The 22,106-nt window shown below is 39.6% G+C and carries 22 protein-coding genes and 1 riboswitch; of the genes, 18 read left to right on the top strand and 4 right to left on the bottom strand.

Going from position 1 to position 22,106, the window contains the following annotated elements:
- The first annotated feature begins 27 nt into the window (after positions 1-27).
- Positions 28-936, top strand: a complete 909-nt coding sequence (locus tag AMD01_RS21210) for a methyl-accepting chemotaxis protein (RefSeq protein WP_053403454.1) — start codon at positions 28-30, stop codon at positions 934-936.
- A gap of 261 nt (positions 937-1,197) precedes the next feature.
- Here the strand turns inward: AMD01_RS21210 and AMD01_RS21205 are convergent, their stop codons facing one another.
- Positions 1,198-1,959: an MBL fold metallo-hydrolase gene (locus AMD01_RS21205; protein WP_053403453.1), complete on the bottom strand. Its 762-nt coding sequence runs from the start codon at positions 1,957-1,959 to the stop codon at positions 1,198-1,200.
- Positions 1,960-2,093: 134 nt separating this feature from the next.
- A riboswitch (TPP riboswitch) is annotated at positions 2,094-2,196 on the top strand.
- A 108-nt stretch (positions 2,197-2,304) separates the two neighbouring features.
- Between AMD01_RS21205 and tenA the strand changes: the two genes are divergently transcribed.
- From tenA to AMD01_RS21135, 14 genes are all read left to right on the top strand, one after another.
- On the top strand, positions 2,305-2,976 hold the full coding sequence (tenA, locus tag AMD01_RS21200) for a thiaminase II (protein ID WP_053403452.1): 672 nt from the start codon (positions 2,305-2,307) through the stop codon (positions 2,974-2,976).
- Between the two features lie 18 nt (positions 2,977-2,994).
- Positions 2,995-3,996: an ABC transporter substrate-binding protein gene (locus AMD01_RS21195; RefSeq protein ID WP_053403451.1), complete on the top strand. Its 1,002-nt coding sequence runs from the start codon at positions 2,995-2,997 to the stop codon at positions 3,994-3,996.
- Positions 3,993-4,781 (top strand): hydroxyethylthiazole kinase, encoded by a 789-nt coding sequence (thiM, locus tag AMD01_RS21190; protein ID WP_053403450.1) that lies wholly within the window; start codon positions 3,993-3,995, stop codon positions 4,779-4,781. The genes AMD01_RS21195 and thiM overlap by 4 nt, the downstream gene beginning before the upstream one ends.
- 17 nt (positions 4,782-4,798) lie before the next feature.
- Positions 4,799-5,461, top strand: a complete 663-nt coding sequence (thiE, locus tag AMD01_RS21185) for a thiamine phosphate synthase (protein ID WP_053403449.1) — start codon at positions 4,799-4,801, stop codon at positions 5,459-5,461.
- A gap of 522 nt (positions 5,462-5,983) precedes the next feature.
- Positions 5,984-7,069 (top strand): DUF5105 domain-containing protein, encoded by a 1,086-nt coding sequence (locus AMD01_RS21180; RefSeq protein ID WP_053403448.1) that lies wholly within the window; start codon positions 5,984-5,986, stop codon positions 7,067-7,069.
- Positions 7,070-7,082: 13 nt separating this feature from the next.
- Positions 7,083-8,210: a TcaA second domain-containing protein gene (locus AMD01_RS21175; protein WP_053403447.1), complete on the top strand. Its 1,128-nt coding sequence runs from the start codon at positions 7,083-7,085 to the stop codon at positions 8,208-8,210.
- 378 nt (positions 8,211-8,588) lie between these two features.
- Complete coding sequence (locus tag AMD01_RS21170; RefSeq protein WP_245638994.1) at positions 8,589-9,458, top strand: alpha/beta fold hydrolase; 870 nt, start codon at positions 8,589-8,591, stop codon at positions 9,456-9,458.
- 274 nt (positions 9,459-9,732) lie between these two features.
- Complete coding sequence (locus AMD01_RS21165) at positions 9,733-10,275, top strand: helix-turn-helix domain-containing protein (RefSeq protein ID WP_053403445.1); 543 nt, start codon at positions 9,733-9,735, stop codon at positions 10,273-10,275.
- 26 nt (positions 10,276-10,301) lie between these two features.
- Entirely contained in the window at positions 10,302-11,408 is a 1,107-nt protein-coding gene (locus AMD01_RS21160; RefSeq protein WP_053403444.1) for an ABC transporter ATP-binding protein, read from the top strand.
- Complete coding sequence (locus tag AMD01_RS21155) at positions 11,398-12,198, top strand: ABC transporter permease (protein ID WP_053403443.1); 801 nt, start codon at positions 11,398-11,400, stop codon at positions 12,196-12,198. Before AMD01_RS21160 ends, AMD01_RS21155 begins: the two co-directional genes overlap by 11 nt.
- A 1-nt stretch (position 12,199) precedes the next feature.
- Positions 12,200-13,000, top strand: a complete 801-nt coding sequence (locus AMD01_RS21150; protein ID WP_053403442.1) for an ABC transporter permease — start codon at positions 12,200-12,202, stop codon at positions 12,998-13,000.
- Positions 12,997-14,070, top strand: coding sequence for an ABC transporter substrate-binding protein (locus AMD01_RS21145; RefSeq protein WP_053403441.1), 1,074 nt, complete (start codon positions 12,997-12,999; stop codon positions 14,068-14,070). The genes AMD01_RS21150 and AMD01_RS21145 overlap by 4 nt, the downstream gene beginning before the upstream one ends.
- A gap of 144 nt (positions 14,071-14,214) precedes the next feature.
- Positions 14,215-14,901 carry a response regulator transcription factor gene (locus tag AMD01_RS21140; protein ID WP_053403440.1) on the top strand — a complete coding sequence of 229 codons (687 nt, stop codon included), beginning with the start codon at positions 14,215-14,217 and terminating at the stop codon, positions 14,899-14,901.
- A complete protein-coding gene (locus tag AMD01_RS21135; protein ID WP_053403439.1) occupies positions 14,891-16,150 on the top strand; it encodes a sensor histidine kinase in 1,260 nt (419 codons plus the stop codon). Before AMD01_RS21140 ends, AMD01_RS21135 begins: the two co-directional genes overlap by 11 nt.
- Before the next feature lie 12 nt (positions 16,151-16,162).
- Here the strand turns inward: AMD01_RS21135 and AMD01_RS21130 are convergent, their stop codons facing one another.
- From AMD01_RS21130 to AMD01_RS21120, 3 genes are read right to left on the bottom strand one after another with little or no spacing between them, the layout of a single operon-like run.
- Entirely contained in the window at positions 16,163-17,152 is a 990-nt protein-coding gene (locus tag AMD01_RS21130; RefSeq protein WP_083446656.1) for an RnfABCDGE type electron transport complex subunit D, read from the bottom strand.
- A complete protein-coding gene (locus AMD01_RS21125; RefSeq protein ID WP_053403438.1) occupies positions 17,136-18,065 on the bottom strand; it encodes an FAD:protein FMN transferase in 930 nt (309 codons plus the stop codon). The genes AMD01_RS21130 and AMD01_RS21125 overlap by 17 nt, the downstream gene beginning before the upstream one ends.
- A gap of 12 nt (positions 18,066-18,077) precedes the next feature.
- Positions 18,078-18,548: an FMN-binding protein gene (locus tag AMD01_RS21120; RefSeq protein WP_053403437.1), complete on the bottom strand. Its 471-nt coding sequence runs from the start codon at positions 18,546-18,548 to the stop codon at positions 18,078-18,080.
- Between the two features lie 184 nt (positions 18,549-18,732).
- Here AMD01_RS21120 and AMD01_RS21115 point away from each other — a divergent pair, with 184 nt between their 5' ends.
- The 3 genes from AMD01_RS21115 (at position 18,733) to AMD01_RS21105 (ending at position 22,047) form a co-directional block, all read left to right on the top strand.
- A complete protein-coding gene (locus tag AMD01_RS21115) occupies positions 18,733-19,344 on the top strand; it encodes a class I SAM-dependent methyltransferase (protein WP_053403436.1) in 612 nt (203 codons plus the stop codon).
- A gap of 161 nt (positions 19,345-19,505) precedes the next feature.
- A complete protein-coding gene (locus AMD01_RS21110) occupies positions 19,506-20,588 on the top strand; it encodes a D-alanine--D-alanine ligase (RefSeq protein WP_053403435.1) in 1,083 nt (360 codons plus the stop codon).
- A gap of 88 nt (positions 20,589-20,676) precedes the next feature.
- Positions 20,677-22,047: a UDP-N-acetylmuramoyl-tripeptide--D-alanyl-D-alanine ligase gene (locus AMD01_RS21105; protein WP_053403434.1), complete on the top strand. Its 1,371-nt coding sequence runs from the start codon at positions 20,677-20,679 to the stop codon at positions 22,045-22,047.
- Positions 22,048-22,106: the final 59 nt, after the last annotated feature.

Genomic DNA, 22,106 nt, shown 5'->3' with positions numbered 1-22,106 from the left:
AAGTTAAACGTGAAAGAGGGAAATTTAATGCTTAAACAGAAAGACGAAGTAACCAATGATTTGTTTGTAGAGGCTGTTACTCGTAATTTGGCCGTTATTCGCTTTAGTTTAGATCGAACCGTTTTATTTGTAAATGATTTGTTTGCTGCAACAATGGGATATCAACCTGAGGAAATGTTAGGCATGCATCATCGGCAATTTTGCTTCCCTTCGTTTGCAAATAGTCGTGAATATGAAGCTTTTTGGGGACGATTACTTTCAGGAAAAAGCTTTCAAGATAAAATTGAGCGAAAAGATGCAAAGGGGTCTCCAATTTGGCTAGAGGCTACTTACATGCCGATTTTTGATGAGAGTGGGCGCAGGGTCATTAGTATCGCAAAAATCGCAACGAATGTTACGTCCCGTCAAAGCATGATTAACATAGTGACGTCTGACTTGCAGGACATGGCGGAAGAGCTTAGTGAGCGGGCGTCAAGCGGAATTAAGCATGGAACAGCCGTCATGGAATTAATCAATCAAGTGACCTCTGTATCAGAAGGTAACTCCGAAATTTTACTGGGACTACAAAAACAGGCATCAGAAGTACATAGCATTGTAAAAACGATTAGAGAAATTGCCATGCAAACAAACTTATTAGCTATTAACGCATCTATTGAAGCGGCACGAGTCGGTGAGCATGGACGAGGATTTGAGGTAGTGGCGAAAGAAGTTCGAAAGCTTTCAATCAGTGTAGAAAAGTCAATTGGTGAAATTCGTGATAATGTTGAGAAGATGACGGCGGAAGTAGGTAAAATTACATCGGGTACAGAGCGTGTACAACACGATATTAAAACGAGCCAGCAGCGTATTAAAACGACTGTTGAAGAATTTAAAGAACTATCAAGTGCATCGAAAAAATTAGAGGAGCATGCTCAGCGCTTTAAGACAATGATTTAACCGTGACTGCATAGATTTTCGGCAGCTGTACGATGTGGCTAAATTCAAATAATAAATGGGGAATAAGAGGCTGCATTAACGTATAAATCATTAAATCCTCGTATACACCTGTCCGTCATTCCATTTGCAGGACATCTTGTTCATCGTGAGCAGCCTAACCTTTACTCGGAAACCCTTGCTCGATTTTTTGAACGATCACACGAAGCGCAAACAGTAACATTGGCATAACTGACAAAAGCCCCGCTTATAGCGAGGCTTTTGTCAGTTATAAGAAAGCTTCTCTCCATCATTCGGAATGGTGATTCGATCAGTTGCCTCATTCGTCGATAAAAACTCAGAAAGTTCGTCTCGCTTTAGGAGACAGTGGTTTAGGGATTCCATGTGACAGACAACAATCTGAGCATTTGGAGCCGCTTTGTATACTTCGTAAATGTCTTCCTTTGTCATCGTAATAGGATCGCCAACTAGATATTGAGCAGCCCCTCCGTTTAGAACAATGATGTCAGGGTGATGAGTTTGGATAGCTTCTTCAACGTCTGGACACCAGATCGTATCACCGGCGACGTATAGCGCCTTTTCGTCAGGGTGTGTGAAAACTACACCAGATACAATTCCTGTTTTCTTAAGAATGTCTCCTGTTCCGTGCTTTCCGTTCGTACGCTTTATGGTAACATCGCCCACTTGTGGTGAGTCTTCAAGAGAATGTACATTTGTAAATCCAGCCTCTTGAATGACTTGGCAATCCTGCTCGTTTTGCGCATATAAAAGAATGTCTTTTGGTAAACGTTTCTTTGCCATTTCATCAAAATGATCAGGATGAAGGTGAGTGACAATTACTGCATCAGCATCTAACAGTGAATCAATAGCAAAGGGAAGACCAACTGTAGGATTATTCTGATCCTGATTTGGTGTGTTTTGAAATGGGGGCATGGAGCCTTTATCAGCAAAAAACGGGTCCACGATGATCTTTTTATCCCCATAACGTAGAACGAGTGTTGCATTGCGAATTAATTGAATATCCATTTTTATTCCTCCTTCATTTCCCTAGTATAAAATAGAAGAGGCGCTCATATACATGGATGAGCTCATCACAATGTTCTGCTTTACTTCTTTTTCTTCTATGATATAGTGAAAAGGAGAAAAAATTAAATAATAGCAAAATTCACTAGGGGGGCCAATTGGCTGAGATGAAACACTTGTTTCGAACCCTTTGAACCTGATCTGGATCATACCAGCGGAGGGAAGTGAGGGGCTTAGTTGACGTCAATGTACATATATTCGATCGTTGTCTTTAAACCACTCGTTTCCTACCGAAACGAGTGGTTTTTTTGTTGTACTTCTAGTGAATAAAGAGGGAGGAGTTTACGCATGAAATTTACGGATCGATTATTTGAAGCAGTTCATCCGATTTGGGAGCAAACACATATGCATCCGTTTGTTACAGGTATCGGAGATGGGACGTTACCGAAGGAATCTTTTATTTGCTATATGAAGCAGGATTACGTCTTTTTAATTGATTATGCGAAGCTATTTGCGATGGGTACAGTCAAGGCGAAAAGCTTGGAGACAATGACCGCTTTTGCTGGAATTCTTCATGAAACGCTCCATCATGAAATGGAGCTACATCGTCAGTATGCGGAACGATTTCAGATTACAAGAGAAGAACTAGAGAATACGAAAGCAACGCCAACAAATCTTGCTTATACACGTTACATGCTGAGCGCGGCACATAGCGGTTCGCTAGAAGAACTGATCTCAGCGTTATTGCCTTGCATGTGGAGCTATTGGGAAATTGGAAAGCACTTGAAGCACCGATACCCAAACAGTGAGATACACCCATTTTACGGAGAATGGATTCGCATGTATTCATCCGAAGAGTTTGGTTCGTTAACGAAATGGCTTTTGGATTTGCTTGATGACTTAACAGAGGGGAAAAGTGAGCGAGAGCTTCGTATTCTAGAGGATCATTTTCTCACCACCTCTCGTTTTGAGTATATGTTTTGGGACATGGTGTACGCAGGAGAAGAATGGAAAGTTTAATATGAAAGGTAGAAGAATATGAAAAAATGGATGATCTATTTTTTAGCGACTACGTTACTGCTTAGTGGCTGTGCTAGTGAGAAGAAAGATTCAAGCGTGAAGTTACAGAAGGTTAGTATCATGCTTGATTGGTATCCAAATGCCGTGCATTCGTTTTTATATACTGCACAGAAAAAAGGATACTTTAAGGAACAAGGTCTTGATGTAGAGATTAAAATGCCTGCCAATACAAATGATCCGCTAAAATTAGTAGCAGCAAATCAAGTAGATATGGCGATTAGCTATGAGCCACAAATTTTGCTTGCACGTGGTGAAAATATTCCGGTTAAATCGTTTGGAGCGATTGTAAGGCATCCTTTAGACTATTTAATGGTGAATAAAGACAGTAATGTTCAATCACCAAAGGATTTAGAAGGAAAAACAGTAGGTTTTTCATCCATTCCACTTGAAGAGGCGATGATCGATACGATTGTCTCCAAAGACGGTGGAGATGCGAAAAAAGTAAAAATGATTGATGTCGGTTTTAATCTTATTCCTGCTGTAGCAACGAATAAGACGGATGGAATCATCGGTGGATACATCAATCATGAGAAGCTGCTTCTTGAAAAGGAAGGACATCATGTAAGAGTATTTAATCCTGCTGACTACGGAGTACCTGACTATTATGAGTTAGTGTTTGCTGCGAGTGATCAGTCGCTTAAGAAGAATAAGAGGATGTATGAAAAATTTATGAAAGCTGCCACAAAAGGACAGAAGTACGTTCAACAACATCCAAAAGAAGGGCTGAAGATTCTTCTTGATCATGAAGATCAGTCGTCACCCCTTGATAAAACGATTGAGAAAAAGAGTTTAGCTATTTTACTTCCTATGATGACAGATAAAACGAAGCCGTTCGGCTATCAGGATCAGGAAATATGGGAGAAAACGTCTAAATGGCTCCTGCAGCAGGGGATGTTAAAGCAAAATGTATCTCCTGACGACGCATTTGTGAATTTAATAGAGAAAGAGGAGAAGAAATGATGATTGAAAAGGTTCGTCAAAAAAATCCGCTTGTACACAATATTACGAATATGGTCGTAACTAATTTTACAGCTAATGGTCTACTTGCTCTTGGTGCTTCACCCGTAATGGCTTATGCTCATGAGGAAGTGGCCGATATGGCTAAAATTGCAGATGCGCTCGTATTAAATATGGGAACGCTAACTGAAGAAGTGGTTGAGGCAATGATTATTGCCGGGAAATCGGCCAATGAGCATGGTGTTCCTGTTGTTTTTGATCCTGTTGGGGTGGGGGCAACGCCATATCGTACAGAGTCAGCAAGAAGGATTTTACAGCATGTAAATCTTTCAGTACTTCGGGGCAACGCGGCGGAGGTTGCTCATTTAGTTGGAGAAGAATGGGCGATTAAAGGTGTGGATGCAGGTGAAGGGACAGGCGACGTACAGAAGTTAGCGCAAAAAGCAGCGTTGGATTTAAGCTGCGTAGTTGTGATTACAGGGAAGGAAGATATCACAACAGACGGTGATATCATCTATAGAGGATTAAATGGAGACGTTGCATTAACGAAAGTGACGGGTACAGGTTGTCTATTAAGCTCTGTCATTGGTGCTTTTCTTGGAACGGGTGCTGCTTCTATTGAAGCTGCCAAAGAGGCCGCTACCTTTTACGGAGTAGCAGCTGAATTAGCGGCTGAAAAGACAAAAGATCAGGGTCCTGGGAGCTTCCAAGTAGAATTTTTAAATCAGCTTGCGCTCGTTTCAAGTGAACAAATCGAGTTGCGTAAGTCCATCTATATGATGAATTAAGAAAGGGGGTATAAGACATGGTTTATGCAGGTGAGAAGGAAGTTCGTGAACTATTAGGCGTATATTTTATTATGGGAAGTGCGAATTGCTTAAAGAATCCTATTGAAGTATTAGAGGATGCGATTAAAGGAGGAATTACCCTTTTTCAATTTCGTGAAAAAGGGGCGGAAGCATTACACGGAGACGAAAAGAAAGAGCTAGCTAAATCACTCCAAGACATATGTAGGAAGCATCACATTCCATTCATTGTAAACGATGATATTGAACTTGCGATTGAACTTGATGCAGATGGTGTTCATATTGGGCAGGATGACGAGAGCGCATCAAAAGTTCGCAGACGACTAGGTTCAAATAAGCTTATTGGAGTTTCCGCTCATAATGTTGCACAGGCCAAACAGGCGATTATAGACGGAGCGGATTACATAGGGGTAGGACCAATTTATCCAACTGTAACGAAGCTTGATACCGAGCCGGTACAGGGATCAACGGTTATCCAATCTATTCTCCGAGAAAATATCCACATTCCGATCGTTGGAATTGGGGGAATTACCGAAAAGAATGCTGGTGATGTAATTCGATTTGGAGCAGACGGAGTGTCGGTTATTACAGCTATATCTCATGCTCCATTCCCTGAGAAAGCAGCCAAGAAGTTGGCTTCTGCGGTCAAGATAGGTCACTGATATTCCTTTTTATTACTTTAGTGGTAATTTAATGAGTGGTGATTTTTGTTACTTTAGACTGTTTATTTTTGGTTTTTTAATAAAGAGGTAATGAATGGGTATAAAGTTTTATTATGTATTTTACGAGGAGAGGCCTACCAATTAGAAGGCCTCTTTTTTTATTGAAATTACTGTTTTAAAGAGTGAAGTATTACTTCCTATCACCTTCTATATTAGGGTTTAAAAGGAACTTTAAATAAAAAATCCCTTTTTATATAAAAAGATAAAACACACCGAATGGTACTTTTTTATGTAAGTTAAAAACATGTTTTGAAAAATATGTAAAAGTGTAAATAGAGAGTAAGTGCTATGAAAAAAATGAATAGATATGCTTACGGTTTTGACCTTGACCCATATAGATTGTTTACATATTATGGGAAGGTGGATGGAGAGAACGGGATACATTTATATACATAATGAAGTGAACGATGCTTGAAATAGACTTCAAGCTACCCATATATGAACATAAAGGAGATAGAAAATATGATTAAAAAAGTAAGTTTAGTAGCTTTGTTAGGTGCTTCCATGCTCACTTTGGCGGCATGTGGTGACTCTGAGACATCATCTGGATCAGAAGGTGGGAAGAAAAAAGGAGAGACAGCAAGTGCTAAAAGTGAAATTGCAGATGTGAAGATTGATGACGTTAAGTACATATTAACAGGAAATGAAGAATCAGTTGATGAGGAATCAGCATTGCTTCAAGTAAAACTTAAAGTTAAAAACACGTCAAAAAAAGATATATCGTTGTCTAGCTACGATGGCATCAAGCTTTATAGCGGGGAAGATCAAATTGAGCCTTATTCTGATTCGATTAGTTCTGATCTCGAAGAGTCTGCTCCTTCACGAGGAGATATTCGTCCCGGAAGAGCTACCATCGTACCTGTACTATTTGAAGTGGAAAAAGGCAAGAAGTATGAGCTTAGCGTAGAACCGACTTCGAGTGACTATAATCAAAAGAGTAAAGAGATGACGTTCAAAGTCGATACGAAGAAGTACGAAGATAGCTACGATAAGCTACAAGAACCTTCAAAAGCACTACAAGCTTACGTTGAAACCGTTTATTTTGACAAAGACAACGCGGACTATGAGAAGTATGTATCAGCAGACAAAGAGGCTGTAAAGGCGGAAGCGCAGAAGGAATTTAATAATTTAATAAAAGACACGATGTATAAAGTAAGACCAACTGAGGCTGACTTTGCGAAATATTACAATAGCTATAAGCAAATTTTGGCACAGAAGGGCAAAGTGGAGGCACAAACGGTTGGAAACGTTGGAGATAAGGCTATTGTTACCTTAAAGTATACGTCGGTTCCGCTTCGTTTAGACTTTATAAACGGGCTGAATAACTATCAGACGGAATATCGTCGCAATGTAGATGCTTACAACTCTGAGAAAGCGGAAGCTTATGCCCTCTCTAAATTTGATACGGTTTTAGAAAGTATTGAGCCAATAGAGGCAAGAGATACGCTGAAAGTGCTATTAGTGAAGAAGGATGGAAAGTGGACCGTAGAAAAATCAAAATATGGTAGAAACCTTTCCGAAATTTTCGCTCACGGTTCCGTTTATTAAGGGGTGACAATCTATGAGAAAAGTATGGATTTTAATTCCTGTACTCGTTGTTATCGCTGCTGCGGTTGGTATCTTTATGGTTATCTCCAATCAAAATAGTAAACCGAAAGATATGGTCACTCAATTTGAATCAGCTGTTGATAAAGGGGATACAAAAAAACTAACAGCCATGATTGAACCTGATAATAAAGCTGCTTCAGTGAACAAGACAACGGTAAATGCTTTTATTGCTTATTTAAAGAAAAATAGCAACAGTATGGATGTCATCAAGGATAGCTTGAAAACTCAAGTAGAGGAAAAAGACTTTACAACTACAAGTCAGGCTGTTAGCTTGGTTGAGACAGATAACAAATGGGGAATTTTCAAGACATACAAATTCAAAGTCAAAACGGTCACGATGAAGGTGAACGGTCAAAATGAATCTGACAAGGTGAACCTTACAGTGGGCAAAGAGAAAATGGACCTAAAGGAAAAAGAAGAAAATGTATATGGTCCTCTTTTGCCTGGTTTATACAAACTGAATGCGTCGATTAGTAATGACTTAGGGACTTTTATCCAAACGAAGAACAAAGATCTGTGGGGAAATGCTCAAATAACTCATATTATCGATACAAATAACGTTGTTGAGGAAGATAAAAAGGTCCAAGATAACATTACGAAAAGTGTTGAGACGTTTAACAGCGACCTTTCTGTCTACGAAACGTCAGAGTTTGATGCTACAAAGTTGACTACTGTAACGGATGCAGTGAAAAAAGGCGTAAATCAACGTGAAAAGTTTGATAGCATTAAAATGCATATTCAAGAGGTACAGTCTCAATACCTTGGATCTATTATTAACTATGATGCTTTTGATGTATCTAACTTCAATAAGGAATGGAAAGCCGAGCTTCAAGCGCTTGTAAATTATAACGGATCACTTCGCTACAAAGACGTTCCAGAATCCGAAGACTTATCCTATACAGCTATTCGTACGTATAAACTTAAGTATGATAAAGGAAAAAAAGAATGGCTTATCTACGAAATGGATGAGAAAGAAGCCGATGGGACAGAAAGTGACTACTGGACAGACAAGAAAAACATGAAAGTGAAAAATCCACCTGTTATGAAATGGACTAATTCAGGAGATAAAAGTTTCTATTAAAAGTTGAAAAGAGCATTGCCTATGTGCAATGTTCTTTTTTGTGCACTTTACATGTTTCATTTTATATAAACGGGAAAACAGTAGAGAAAACCTTTCTTTTTTAGGAAGAGATTCTTTGAAGATATAGACACACCACTGGAAAAAAAGTTAAAAGTAGGTCGACGTGATTAATCAAGGACGCATCGTATTTTGATGAAAAGAACTTGGAAATACAAACGTTGATCTTGAACCACAATAATGAGGATGTCCGACATTTTCGTATGATTTTTAGGACTTTTTTCTTAAAAATTACGTTTGTGAAACTATTTGATTGTCAAATTAAATCAAGAAGAGTAAAGTATCTCATTGTTTAAAGACTGAATCGGAAGGATGATTGGAATGTTAAAAGAAGGATATGTAAATGTGAACGGAGTGAACCTTCATTACGTAACAGAAGGAGAAGGTGAACTCATGTTGTTTCTACATGGATTCCCATACTTCTGGTACAACTGGCATCATCAATTAGAAGAATTTTCGAAAGACCATCGCGTCGTAGCGGTTGATATGAGAGGGTACAATTTATCAGATAAACCAGAAAATGTTTCTGACTACAGCATGCCAACTTTAGTGGAAGACGTAAAACAGCTCATTGAGGCATTCGGTGAAAAAGAATGTATCCTAGTGGCTCATGACTGGGGCGGAGGAATTGCATGGGCATTCGCTTATACGTATCCTGAGTACGTGAAAAAGCTCATCATGTTTGATGCACCACATCCGTACACATTTAGAAGAGAGCTAGCAGAAAATCCGAAGCAACGTGAGGCAAGTAATTACATGGAATTCTTCCAAAAGTCTGATTCTCACGAGTATTTCTTAGCAAATAACGCTGAAAAAATGAAGGCGATGTTGACAGATCCGGGACTTAAAAAAGGCTATCTAACAAAAGAGGACGAAGAGAAGTACGTGGAAGCTTGGACGCAGCCTAACGCAATGAAATCAATGCTTCATTACTATCGTGCACTTTCACTTCATCCATTCGATGAAAATAGCCAAATCGCACCGAATCTGCCACATACAATGTTTAATAAACCAACCCTTATTCTCTGGGGAGACGCAGATCCATCATTTGAAACGAGTAATTTAGATGACATCGAGGAATATGTGAGTGACGTAACCATTCATCACTTTGACGATGTTGGACATGCTCCTCAGCATGAAAAGCCTGAAGAGGTTAATCGATACATCCGCGAGTTTTTAAATCATAAATAAGTTTGTGAACAAGCTGTTCTTCATGACGAAGGACAGCTTTTTTTGCGCGAAGATGGTTCGCCAGAGAAAGGTGTATTTTAATCGAGAACTACCATACTGAGTTAGCAAGATAATTTCCATTTTTTATTCGTGGTTTTCTCCTGATTTTTTATTGAAGTTTCATCAAAATGCTGTATAATAAAAACTTGTTAAAAATAAACTTTAAGTTTTGTTATACTAAACTTTCTTTACTTGAAGTTTACTTAATTTAAACAAATGAATTAGAGGTTAAAACATGCAAATCGGGAAAAAAATCAAACGATTACGTCTTACGAAAGGTTTAACGCAGGAAGAACTGGGTGAACGAACCGATCTTAGCAAAGGCTACATTTCACAATTAGAGCGAGATTTAAGCTCTCCATCTCTTGAAACCTTCTTTTCCATCCTAGAAGTATTAGGATGTACCCCGACAGAATTTTTCCAATCAGAAGAACGTCTTCAGAAAGTTGTTTATCGAGAGGAAGATCAAACTGTCTATCTTGATGAGGAGCGCGGTTACCATATTCAATGGCTTGTTCCTGAATCAAACGATAAAGAAATGGAGCCCATCGTTTTAACATTTAGTGAAAAGGGTGAATTTAAACGTTTTGAACCGTCGTTATCGGAGACGTTTGCTTACGTCTTAGCGGGGTCTGTCATGATTCGTCTTGGTCAGCATACATATGAAGCACTTGCTGGAGAGGCTATTTACTTTCACGCGTCCGATGACCATCAGATCGTTAACACTCATCACGGCTTATCAAAGATTATTCTCGTCGCCACTAATTCGTATTTATAAAAGCGTTACTATTGAGGGAGGTCGCTATGGAAGAGAGCACAATTATTCGTTTTGAACATGTAACGAAACAATATGACCAGGATACACCAGTATTAGATCATGTAAGTTTTGAAATCGAGAAGGGGAAATTTTATACGCTACTTGGCCCTTCGGGTTGTGGGAAAACAACTATTTTACGTCTTATCGCAGGGTTTATTGAGCCGTCTAAAGGCAATATCCTTTTCAATGGAAAAGTAATTAATGACGTTCCGGCTAATAAACGACAAGTGAATACGGTTTTCCAAGATTACGCCTTATTCCCTCATTTAAATGTATTTGAGAATGTTGCATTTGGTCTTCGAATCAAAAAAATGAAATCAGCTGACATTACAGCAAAGGTAAAAGAAGCGCTGCGTTTTGTTAACTTAGAAGGATACGAAACAAGAGAAATTAGCGAAATGTCAGGCGGTCAGCGTCAGCGTGTTGCGATTGCTCGCGCGATTGTAAATGAACCAGAAGTGATTTTGCTTGATGAACCTTTGTCCGCGTTAGATCTGAAGCTACGTACAGAAATGCAGTATGAACTAAGAGAGCTTCAGCGCCGTCTTGGGATTACGTTTATCTTTGTTACGCACGATCAGGAAGAAGCACTTGCGATGTCAGATGAGATTTTCGTCTTGAACAAAGGAAAGATCCAACAAAGCGGTACACCTACTGATATTTATGACGAACCTATTAACCGCTTCGTAGCCGACTTTATCGGAGAATCAAACATTGTAGCTGGAAAAATGGTTCAAGACTTTGAGGTAGAGTTTACCGGTCAGCGCTTTGAGTGTGTGGACCAAGGGTTAGATGCGAATGAACCAGTAGAGATTGTCATTCGCCCAGAGGATTTGGAAATCACAACTGCAGAGCAAGGTAAGCTTCAAGTGCGTGTGGATTCACAGTTATTTAGAGGCGTTCACTATGAGATTTGTTGCTATGATGAAGCAGGAAACGAATGGCTTGTTCATTCAACGAAGAGAGCAACGGTAGGGGCAGAAATTGGTCTTTATTTTGAACCAGAGGCTATTCACGTTATGAGATTAGGTGAAACAGAAGAAGAGTTTGACAAACGCTTAGAAGCTTACGATGAGGTTTCACATGCGGAATAAGGCAAGAAATATTTATCTTATTCCATACGCCCTGTGGATTTTACTCTTTGTTGTAGCACCCATTGTTCTTGTTGTGTATTACTCTTTGTTTAATCTAGACGGAGACCTTTCGCTCGAAAATTACCGTAAATTTTTAACACCTGTGTATTTAAAAATGACGTTAAGTTCGTTTTGGTATGCGTTTCTCATTACCTTATTTACGCTACTTATTTCATATCCAACGGCTTATCTGTTAACGAAGACAAAGCACAAGCAGCTGTGGCTTCTGCTTATTATTTTACCGACATGGATTAATTTACTGTTAAAAGCGTATGCGTTTCTTGGGATTTTCGGAACATACGGAACAGCAAATTCATTTTTAAAGTTAATTGGAATTGGAACGAAGCAAATTCTGTTTACGGATTTTAGTTTCATCTTTGTTTCCGTTTATATCTTTATTCCATTTATGATTTTACCGATCTTCAATGCGCTTGAAGAGGTGAGCCCATCCCTGTTTTACGCTTCGCGAGATCTTGGGGCGTCGGCTTGGACAACGTTCCGACGCGTTATTTTCCCGTTGACGATTGAAGGAGTAAAATCAGGATGTCAGGCTGTTTTTATTCCTGCTTTATCACTGTTCATGATTACACGTCTCATTGCAGGGAACCGCGTTATTACGCTCGGTACAGCAATTGAGCAGCACTTTCTTGTCACACAGGACTGGGGAATGGGCTCGACAATTGCAGTGTTTTTAATTATCGCAATGGTTATTATTATGGTACTAAGCGGTACTAGAAAGCGAGGTGCATAAGTTGAAACGAAAAGGCAGAATCGGAAATTTATATTTAGTTTTAGTGTTCGTCATTCTATATGCACCGATCTTTTATTTGACGTTTTATTCATTTAATAGTGGGGGAACGATGCGTCATTTTGAGGGCTTTACACTAGAGTGGTATAAAGAAGTCTTTCATGATACGCGCTTACTTATTATCGTATTGAATACGTTAGTCATCGCCCTGCTTTCAGCAGCCATTTCAACGATTTTAGGCGTGTTTGGTGCTTTAGCGATTGTGTACGTGAAAAGTCGCCAAATGAAGAATATGCTCCTGAGTTTAAATAGTGTTCTTATCGTCAGTCCAGACGTTATTATTGGGGCTTCATTCTTAATTTTGTTTACGATCATTGGCATTAAGCTTGGCTTTACGTCAGTATTACTGTCGCATATCGCCTTTAGCGTACCGATTGTGGTCATTATGGTGCTCCCGAAGTTACAGGAGATGAGCCCAACATTGCTTGATGCAGCACGAGATTTAGGTGCAAGTCGTTGGGAAGTTCTTTCAAAGGTTGTCTTTCCATTTATTACACCGGGGATTTTTGCTGGCTTTTTCATGGCATTAACGTACTCGTTAGATGATTTTGCGGTAACGTTTTTTGTGACGGGGAATGGGTTCTCGACGCTATCCGTTGAAATTTATTCACGTGCAAGACAAGGGATCTCCTTAACGATTAATGCATTGTCTACCCTTATCTTTTTATTCACGATTGTGCTTGTAGTTGGTTATTACTTTATCAATCAGCGCAATCGAGCGAAGGGGGCGGCGGTGAGAAAATGAAAAAATTAACACAGATTTTCATCGTCATTTTGGTTGTTTGTTTCGGCTTGATGTACTGGGTTTCTCAGCTTAATAAAAGCGAAGGTTATTCAGGTGATCATACGCTTACGATTTATAACTGGGGAGACTATATTGATCCACAGCTGATTAAAAAGTTTGAAAAACAAACAGGGATCAAAGTGATCTACCAAACATTTGATTCAAATGAAGCGATGATGACAAAAATTGAACAAGGTGGTACAACGTTTGATGTAGCTGTACCATCCGAATATGCGATTAGTAAAATGAAGGATGAGCATTTGCTGCTTCCGTTAGATAAGAAAAAACTACCGAATCTAAAAAACATTAATCCAGAGTTTTTAGATTTATCATTTGATGAAAAGAATCGCTACTCCATTCCTTATTTTTGGGGTACCGTAGGAATTGTGTATAACCCAAGTATGCTAGACGGGAAAAAGATTACGAGCTGGAATGACCTTTGGAGCAAAGACCTTCGTAATCAAATTCTACTCGCTGATGGAGCAAGGGAAGTAATGGGCATGGGCTTGAATAGTCTTCACTACTCACTTAATGACCGCAACAAATCTCACCTTCAAGAAGCGAAGCGAAAGCTTAGTACGCTAACACCGAATGTAAAAGCAATCGTTGGTGACGAGATTAAGATGCTCCTAGCGAACGAAGAAGCAGCGGTAGGTGTTGTATGGTCAGGTGATGCATCTGAGATCATGAGCGAAAATGATAAGCTAGACTATGTAATTCCAGAAGAGGGCTCAAATCTGTGGTTCGACAATATGGTTATGCCTAAAACAGCGAAAAACGTAGAGGGCGCCCATAAGTTTATGAACTTTATGCTTGATCCAAAAAATGCTGCTCAAAACGCCGAGTATGTAGGGTATTCTACGCCAAATGAAAAGGCATTGAACTACTTGCCTAAAGATATTTCAGGAGACAAACGTTTCTATCCAGACTTGAACAAGACGGAAAACCTTGAAGTTTACGATAACTTAGGGAAGAGAATGCTTGCTTATTATAATGAGCTATTTCTCGAATTTAAAATGCATAAAAAGTAAGATCAAGGGAGCAATACTTTTAAAAAAGTTTTGCTCCCTTTTTTATTTTAGAAGGGTTATCGGATTTTAAGGGAATTTTAAATATAAGGTTGTATGATGCGAGGTACATATTGATTTAACGATCAGTGAAAGCGGGTGAGAGAAATGCGTTTATTAGTAGTAGAAGATGATCAAGCACTTTTGAGTGTTATTGTGACCGTTTTAAAAGAGGAAGGCTACGAGGTGGACAAGGCAGACGACGGCGAGGAAGGGTTTTTGCTTGCCAAACAAGAGATTTATGACGCGCTTGTTCTAGATATTATGCTTCCTGGAATGACGGGATTAGAGATGGTAAGAAAGCTTAGAAAAAATCAAAGCAATGTGAAGGTAATTTTTTTAACAGCTAAGGATAGCGTAGAGGATCGGGTAAATGGTCTTGATGCAGGAGCAAACGATTATTTAGTAAAGCCGTTTGCCATGCCGGAATTATTAGCAAGACTTCGCGTTATTTTACGTGATCATGAAGCAAATATAAGTGGCTTTATTTCCTATGGGAATTTAAAAGTAGATCCGACTCGTCACCTTGCTTGGGCGAATGGTGAGCCATTAAATCTGACGGTAAAAGAATTTCAGCTACTCGAGTACTTTATACGAAACAAAGAACAAATCTTAATACGTGATCAAATCTTTAATCGGGTATGGGGATTTGCATCAGACGTTGGTGTAGGGGTAGTAGATGTATATGTTCATCATCTCCGAAAGAAGTTAGGACCATACGGATGTGATCAGTGCATCAAAACAGTTCGAGGAATTGGTTTTATGCTAAAGGATGAAACGAATAATGTTTCGTAAAACGAGAATTAGACTCAGTATAATGAATGCCGTTGTGTTTTTCATTATCTTAACCGTACTATCTGTCGTGCTATATGTGTACATGCAGCATCTCATCTTTCGGACCGTGGATGAGAAGCTGAACAACGCAATGGACAAAGTTCGAGAAGGTGAATTCCATGAATTGATGGAACGGCACGAACGAGAGCCTGAGACGGAGCGCAAAATTGCCTATATCTTTTGGAACGAAAGCGGCGAAGTAGCGAATGTTCTACCAAAGTCTATAGAGAACGAGAAAGAAATGAAGTATTTTAAGCCGTCTAAAGGCAATCGTGTTGAGACCCAAGAGATTTTAGGTCATTCTTATCGGGTTGTAACGGTTCCAAGCATTGCATTTTCAGACCAATCACAAGTAAAGAAAGTCGGGCTAGTGCTGAACATTGATTCGGAAAAGCTGATCTTGCATCATTTATTGCTTCTGATGGTTGGCGGAATCATAACAGGCATTATTTTGTCATTAGTAGCAGGATTGTTTTTAGCAAACCGAGCGCTTATCCCCATTCAGCGATCGTGGGATAAGCAAACGCGTTTTGTCGCTGATGCGTCTCATGAGCTTCGAACACCTCTTGCGGTTATTCAAGCACATTTAGAGCTGTTATTTCGTCATCCAACTCACACGATTGAAGAAGAGAGTGAAGCCGTCTATAAAAGTTTGCATGAAGTAACCCGGATTAATAAGCTCGTTTCTGACTTGTTAACGCTCGCACGAGTAGACTCTGATCAGCTGTTACTAGAGCGTACAGAATTTCCGCCTGGTAAAATACTTGAATTTGTCTCCGATCAATTCACACCTGTCGCTGAAATGAAGGGGATACGATTTCAAAAAACGTTGGACACACATAATTTATATAAGGGAGACCAAGCACGTATTCAACAGCTGTTTATGATTTTATTAGACAATGCGTTAAAGTACAGTCCTGCTGATACAACGATTCATCTCCTCTGTGAAAAGGAAGGAGAAGCATTCATTGTTCAAGTATCAGATGAGGGCGTAGGCATTAAAGAAGAAGATATTCCGTTTGTATTTGATCGCTTTTACCGAGGAGACAAAGCGCGCAACCGATCTCAAGGTGGGACAGGACTCGGTCTGTCTATTGCGAAATGGATTGTCGAAGCACACGGGGGAGATATAAAAGTAAAGAGTAGTGAAAACAAAGGGTCCACCTTCACTATTCGATTACCAAAAAAACAGACGCTTACAAAGTCGTAAGCGTCTGTTTCCTTATGCACGTCTTCGTTCTGTGCGCGTATTTTTACTCTGTGTATGAGGGGATTTAGACGTTTTCTTTATCTTCCAAGCCTTCCAAGCCTTCCAAGCCTTCCAAGCCTTCCAAGCCTTCCAAGCCTTCCAAGCCTTCCAAGCCTTCCAAGCGTTTGCTGCAAGTAACCCAATTAATAAGAAGATTAATCCTCCAAACACCAAATAATACACGGAGCTAATAACGCCAACGATGAGCCCAAACGTTACTTGATCCTTATACTTAGCAGGTGACGTTGGAGGGTCTGTCATCATAAAGAACGCTAAAAACAAGGCAGAGTTGAGAAACGGATTTCGTAGTGCATCTGTTACATCTCCTACTCCTAGTAAAGCCGCTGCCACTAGGATAATAAAATAGCTTCCCAGAAAAGCAAAAACAAGTGGGAATTTATTTACTTTCTTCGTGATAAAGTACCCAGCTATTATGAGAAGCGGTGCAAACCAATCTGGCATTAGCGTTAGAGCTCCCCACCAGCTTTGGCCACTTGAAAAAAAAGCAACGGATACGAGAAATCCAAGTGCAGCTGGATTGAAAATTGGCTTTTTCCGGAATCTAACCACGTATTTTGAAGCAACAGAACCAGCTGATGCTACGATTACAACGTACCAAGGAGTAAAGGAACTTAGGACAAGACCGACAATTAATCCTGTCAGAATAGCTCCATCAGGCAACTGCTTTTTTACTTTTTTAGCGGTTACTGAAAGTCCAATCCCTTCTACTAATATAGCGGTGAGAATGGATAAAAAAATGTGAAACCATCCTACAAAAAAGGAAGAGTTAAGACTTCCAATTAAACCTAATGCCAGTAACAAGACGATTAACGATTGTTTTGGCGTTTTAAATAGTTGTTGGAGCAATGTTGGTTCGGGTTTTGTTCGTTCATCTACAATAATATAGCCCTTTGGCGTATGAATATATTTAACAGAGGGATCTCTTCTATAGTTTGTATTCATCTACGTAAGCCTCCATTCGGTCCGTCTTGTATATATGAAGGGAAGGAGTGATAAATAGGCCTTCCACTTGAAGTTCTTGTAATAATTTCTTTGCTTTTTTATAGCCTAGAAGAAAAGAAGCGGTCGATAACGAATCAGCCATCATTCCAAACGGAGCGACAACCGTACAGCTTATGAGTTCGTTTGGTGATGAACCCTTTGGGAATTGAATGTGGTGAAACGATGTATCATGTGCCGATTTTCGCTCATAGCTACCAGATGTACAGATCGCTACATCCGTTACGTTTAAAACGGCTAGTGGGCGGTCTTTTTCAATAGGATGCTTAATGCCTACCTTCCACAGTTCACGACGTTCATTTCGTCCTCTCACAAATACGTCTCCGCCTGCATCAATCATGACCCCTTCATAGAAAGAGAGAGCTTTTACAGCGACATCAACGGCAAATCCTTTTGCGATGGAACCGAAATCTAAAATTAGTGGCTTTTGAAGTTGAATCGCACCAAGTTCTGGATATAGAATTACGTCTTTATACGTAGTAGGTGATGTGCTCAAAGCTGTCTGCTGAATTCGATTGGTTAAGTAATGGCGGTTAAAGCCCGACTTCTCCATCTGGTTTCCGATAGTCGGATCATAGACACCATCAGTTGCCTCTGCAATTTGAAGGGCAAATCGTGTCATTTCAAACAGAAAAGGGCTTACTCGTGCAGGTTTCCCATTCTTTTCTAAAAGGGACATAACTTCACTATCTGGTGAAAATCGACTAGCGATGCTCTCAACCTGTCTGAAAATAGTCGAAACTTTTTCCAGATCGTTGTGTACGTTTTTTTCGCTATTAGGAGAAGCAATCACTTTAATAGAGATAATGGTCCCCATGCAGAGCATTGACTTCGTATAGGCCTGTAACTTTGACATTTGGATCTCTCCTTAACTATTCATAGCTTGTTGCAGCGCATTGTCGACAGCAGTTTGGAAGTCCTCTGTGCTTAATGTAGCTCCGCTTACAACATCCACATCACTGCTTTGAGATGCTACGACTTGATTGGGAAGGTCATCAATATAGGACTGTGAATAATGAGTATCGCAGTTTGTAATATCGACGGCTGTAATTTTGTCACCTTTGATGGTGACGGCTACTTGAACACTTCCAATTCGATTCATTCCCTCACCGTAATAGGTTCCGTCTTTGTAAGTGCTGCTTGTTGTTTGTTGAGGAGCAGAAGGGGTAGCTTCCTCATTGATTGTAGAACTAGGCTGTTGAATTTGAATTCGTTCTCTATGTGACTGAGTAGCTGTACTTTGAGCCTCTGTTGGCAGCGTTGCGACGTAGCCTGTTGCATAGACGGCACCAATAGCTGCCGTGCAGAGTGCAATCATCGTATTACTCATTTTTGCCATCATTCATTCCTCCTGATTTCTTCATACTAGAAGTAAGTAGTGTGTGAATTAGTATCTACTTTACAAACCAATTTTTAAAAAATCTTTAAAACGATCAAATTCTTTTTAAACTTTTGTTTTTATGTTCAGAGATTTGGGGGTAGTGATAGAAATAAGTAGGTGATAACAAATAGGAGGTGAGTCCATGTTCGAAAAATTTAAAGAAAATTTCAGTCGTCCAAAAGGGCTGATGGGATCTGTAGCAGGAAAAATCATGGCTTTTGAAAATCAGGAAATTAACAAGTGGACCATTGAGCATTTGCAGGTGCACCCAAACGATCACGTATTAGAGGTTGGATATGGGCCAGGATATAGCATTGAATGCTTAACGAAAGAGTATTCTCATATCCAGGTAGATGGTATCGACCCTTCACAGCAAATGAAAGAACAAGCCGAGCATCGACTAAAAGATGAGGTAGAGGAGGGAAGAGTTCGTTTTTTCGTAGGTCCTATAGAGACTGCTGAGCTAAAAGCAAACTCTTATCAAAAGGTATTGTCCGTAAACAATTACACCATTTGGGATGATCCGTTAAAGGGGTTAACTAATTTGTATCAGTCAATGGCTCCAGGAGGAAAAATTGCGATTACGATGCAACCTCGCGAGGAAGATGCTTGTGCAGATAAGACGCGGATGTTTGGAAGGAAAATTGAAGAAGACTTACGTCAGTGTGATTTTCAAGATATTGAAACAAGATTCCGTAAGGTTCGCCCTGAGCTTACGGTTTGTGTGACCGCTGTGAAGCCGTTAACATATTAATGATTAGTAAAGTGTGCAAAGGCAGGGGAAAAGAAATACCCTAATGTGCTCACCTGCCTAGCCCTTTTTACATAGGTAATAACAAGAAATAATTCATCTTACTATCTTGATAATATACATGGTAAAATAGACAAGATGATTATTGATTAGGAGGAACACCCATGAAAATCAAACTTGGACTTTTATATGGTGGAAAGTCTGCTGAACATAAAGTATCGTTACAAACAGCGCTAGCGGTAATTAATGCGCTCAATCATGATAAATATGAAGTACATCCTATCTTTATTGCCGAAACAGGTGAATGGATTCGTGGTGAAAAATTGACAGGAAAAGTGGACTCGGTAGCACAGTTGCAAATTCAACAATCCGGAGAGGCTATTTCTCCTGCAGCACTAAATAATAGCCTTTTTGCTGTGCCTACGGAAGAAACGTCTAGCATTGATGTAGTATTCCCACTTCTTCATGGACCAAACGGAGAAGATGGCACCGTTCAAGGGATGCTTGAACTATTAAATATTCCGTATGTAGGAAATGGTGTATTAGCTTCAGCTGGAGGAATGGATAAAGTAATTATGAAAAATCTGTTTGCTCAAGCTGGTTTAGAGCAACCTAACTTTGTATCCTTCATTCGCAGTGAATGGGAAAAGAACGACGAGGTAGCATATGGAAAAGTGGAAGACGAACTTGGCTATCCATGCTTTGTAAAACCAGCAAACCTTGGTTCAAGCGTTGGAATCAGCAAGTGTCGTAACCGCGAAGAGTTAGTAGCAGGGTTCAAAGAGGCGTTTACATTTGATCGTAAAGTCATTGTTGAGGAAGGAATTATCGGACGTGAGGTAGAAGTAGGCGTTCTAGGTAATGACGATCCTGCATGTTCTGTTATTGGTGAGATTGTTCCAAAAACCGATTTCTATGACTACCAAGCAAAATACGAAGACGGTAATACAGGTCTTATGATTCCTGCGGAAATGAGCGAAGATCAAGTAAAAGAAATGCAGCAATTAGCAATTAAAGCATTTAAAGCAATTGATGGTTCTGGACTTGTTCGCGCCGATTTCTTCTTAACAAACGACGGGAAGTTCTTAATTAACGAAGTGAACACAATGCCAGGGTTTACCCCGTTCAGCATGTTCCCGCTTTTATGGAAGCATACAGATCTTCCATACAGTGACTTAATTGAGAAACTTGTTGATCTAGCAATTGAACGTCACGAAGAAAAGCAAAAAATCCGTTATACAATGTAAATATATTTAAGAGACACTATTCGTTTTGAATAGTGTTTCTCACTTTCACATGATATGTAATGTTCCTTAAACAGGAAGGAGAATAAGCATGATTGTACGTAGTATGGAAGAGATTCAACAAATGATTCCAGGCAGTGAGCTTGTGAATGGTGCCGATATTACCATTTCTGGTGTTTCTACAGATACAAGAAAAATTGAGAAAAACAACTTATTTGTGCCGCTAGTGGGGGATAACTTTAATGGTCACCGCTTTGTAAATACGGCTCTAGAAAACGGTGCCGGAGCCTTATTATGGGCGAGAAGCGAAGGGGAATACCCAGCGGACACAGCTGTTCTTTTAGTAGATAATACGTTAGAGGCAATGCAGCAGCTAGCGAAAAGCTATCTTCAACAACTTTCTGTAAAAGTCGTGGGGGTAACAGGAAGTAACGGAAAGACAACGACAAAAGATATGATTGAAGCAATTTTATCGACGACATATAAAGTTCTAAAAACAGAAGGGAATTTCAACAATCATATTGGTTTACCGCTGACGGTCTTTCGTCTAGAAGGAGATACGGATATTGCCATTTTAGAAATGGGTATGAGTGCTCGTGGGGAAATTGAGCTTTTATCTAAAATTGGAACACCAGAAGTGGCAGTAATCACAAATATCGGGGAGTCGCATTTATTAGATTTAGGAAGTCGCGATGGGATCGCCGAAGCAAAGCTCGAAATTGTGAAGGGTCTTCAACAAGACGGTGTGCTAATTTATAACGGAGATGAGCCACTTTTAACGTCTAGAGTACCAGCGATGAACCTAAAAACGGTGACGGTTGGAGAAGGAAAAGAGCTCGATTATTATCCGGTTTCGATTGAACAAAATTCAAGCGAAACAAAATTCGTTATTTCAAAGGATGACGATTTAATTTTTACAATGCCTGTTTTAGGAAAGCATAATGTCCATAATGCGTTAACGGCTATTGCTGTAGGGGAACAGTTCAATATCCCATTTGAAACGATCGCAAAAGGACTCAAAAATCTTCATCTGACAAATATGCGTATGGAAATGGTCAAAGGAAAAGACGGTCTTTCCATTATTAACGATGCGTACAATGCAAGTCCGACTTCTATGAAGGCAGCAATTCAACTTGTTCAGGATTTAGACGGATTTAAACAAAAGGTTGTTGTGCTCGGTGACATGCTAGAGCTAGGAGAAGACGAAAATCAATTTCACTATGAAGTAGGTGCCTCGTTAGATCCAAATAAGATTGATTATGTGTTTGTTTATGGACCTTTAAGTCAATACTTAGCTCAAGGAGCAAAACAAGTCTTTCCAGAGAACCGAGTGCTTTATTTCGATGATAAAGAGTTGTTAGCCGAAAAATTAGCATCTGTTGTCCATCCAGAAGATCTTGTACTAATTAAAGCATCACGTGGAATGAAGTTAGAGGAAATCATTTCAAATTTAATGAAATGATTGGATGAATTTTTTCTTTTTTGAATGGTAAAAGGCTTGCTGTACCTCTGTTTAAAACG

The organism is Priestia koreensis, from assembly GCF_001274935.1.
GTDB classification, from domain to species: domain Bacteria; phylum Bacillota; class Bacilli; order Bacillales; family Bacillaceae_H; genus Bacillus_AG; species Bacillus_AG koreensis.
The sequence above is the reverse complement of the archived record's forward strand: the minus strand, read 5'-3'. Positions and strand labels throughout refer to the sequence as shown.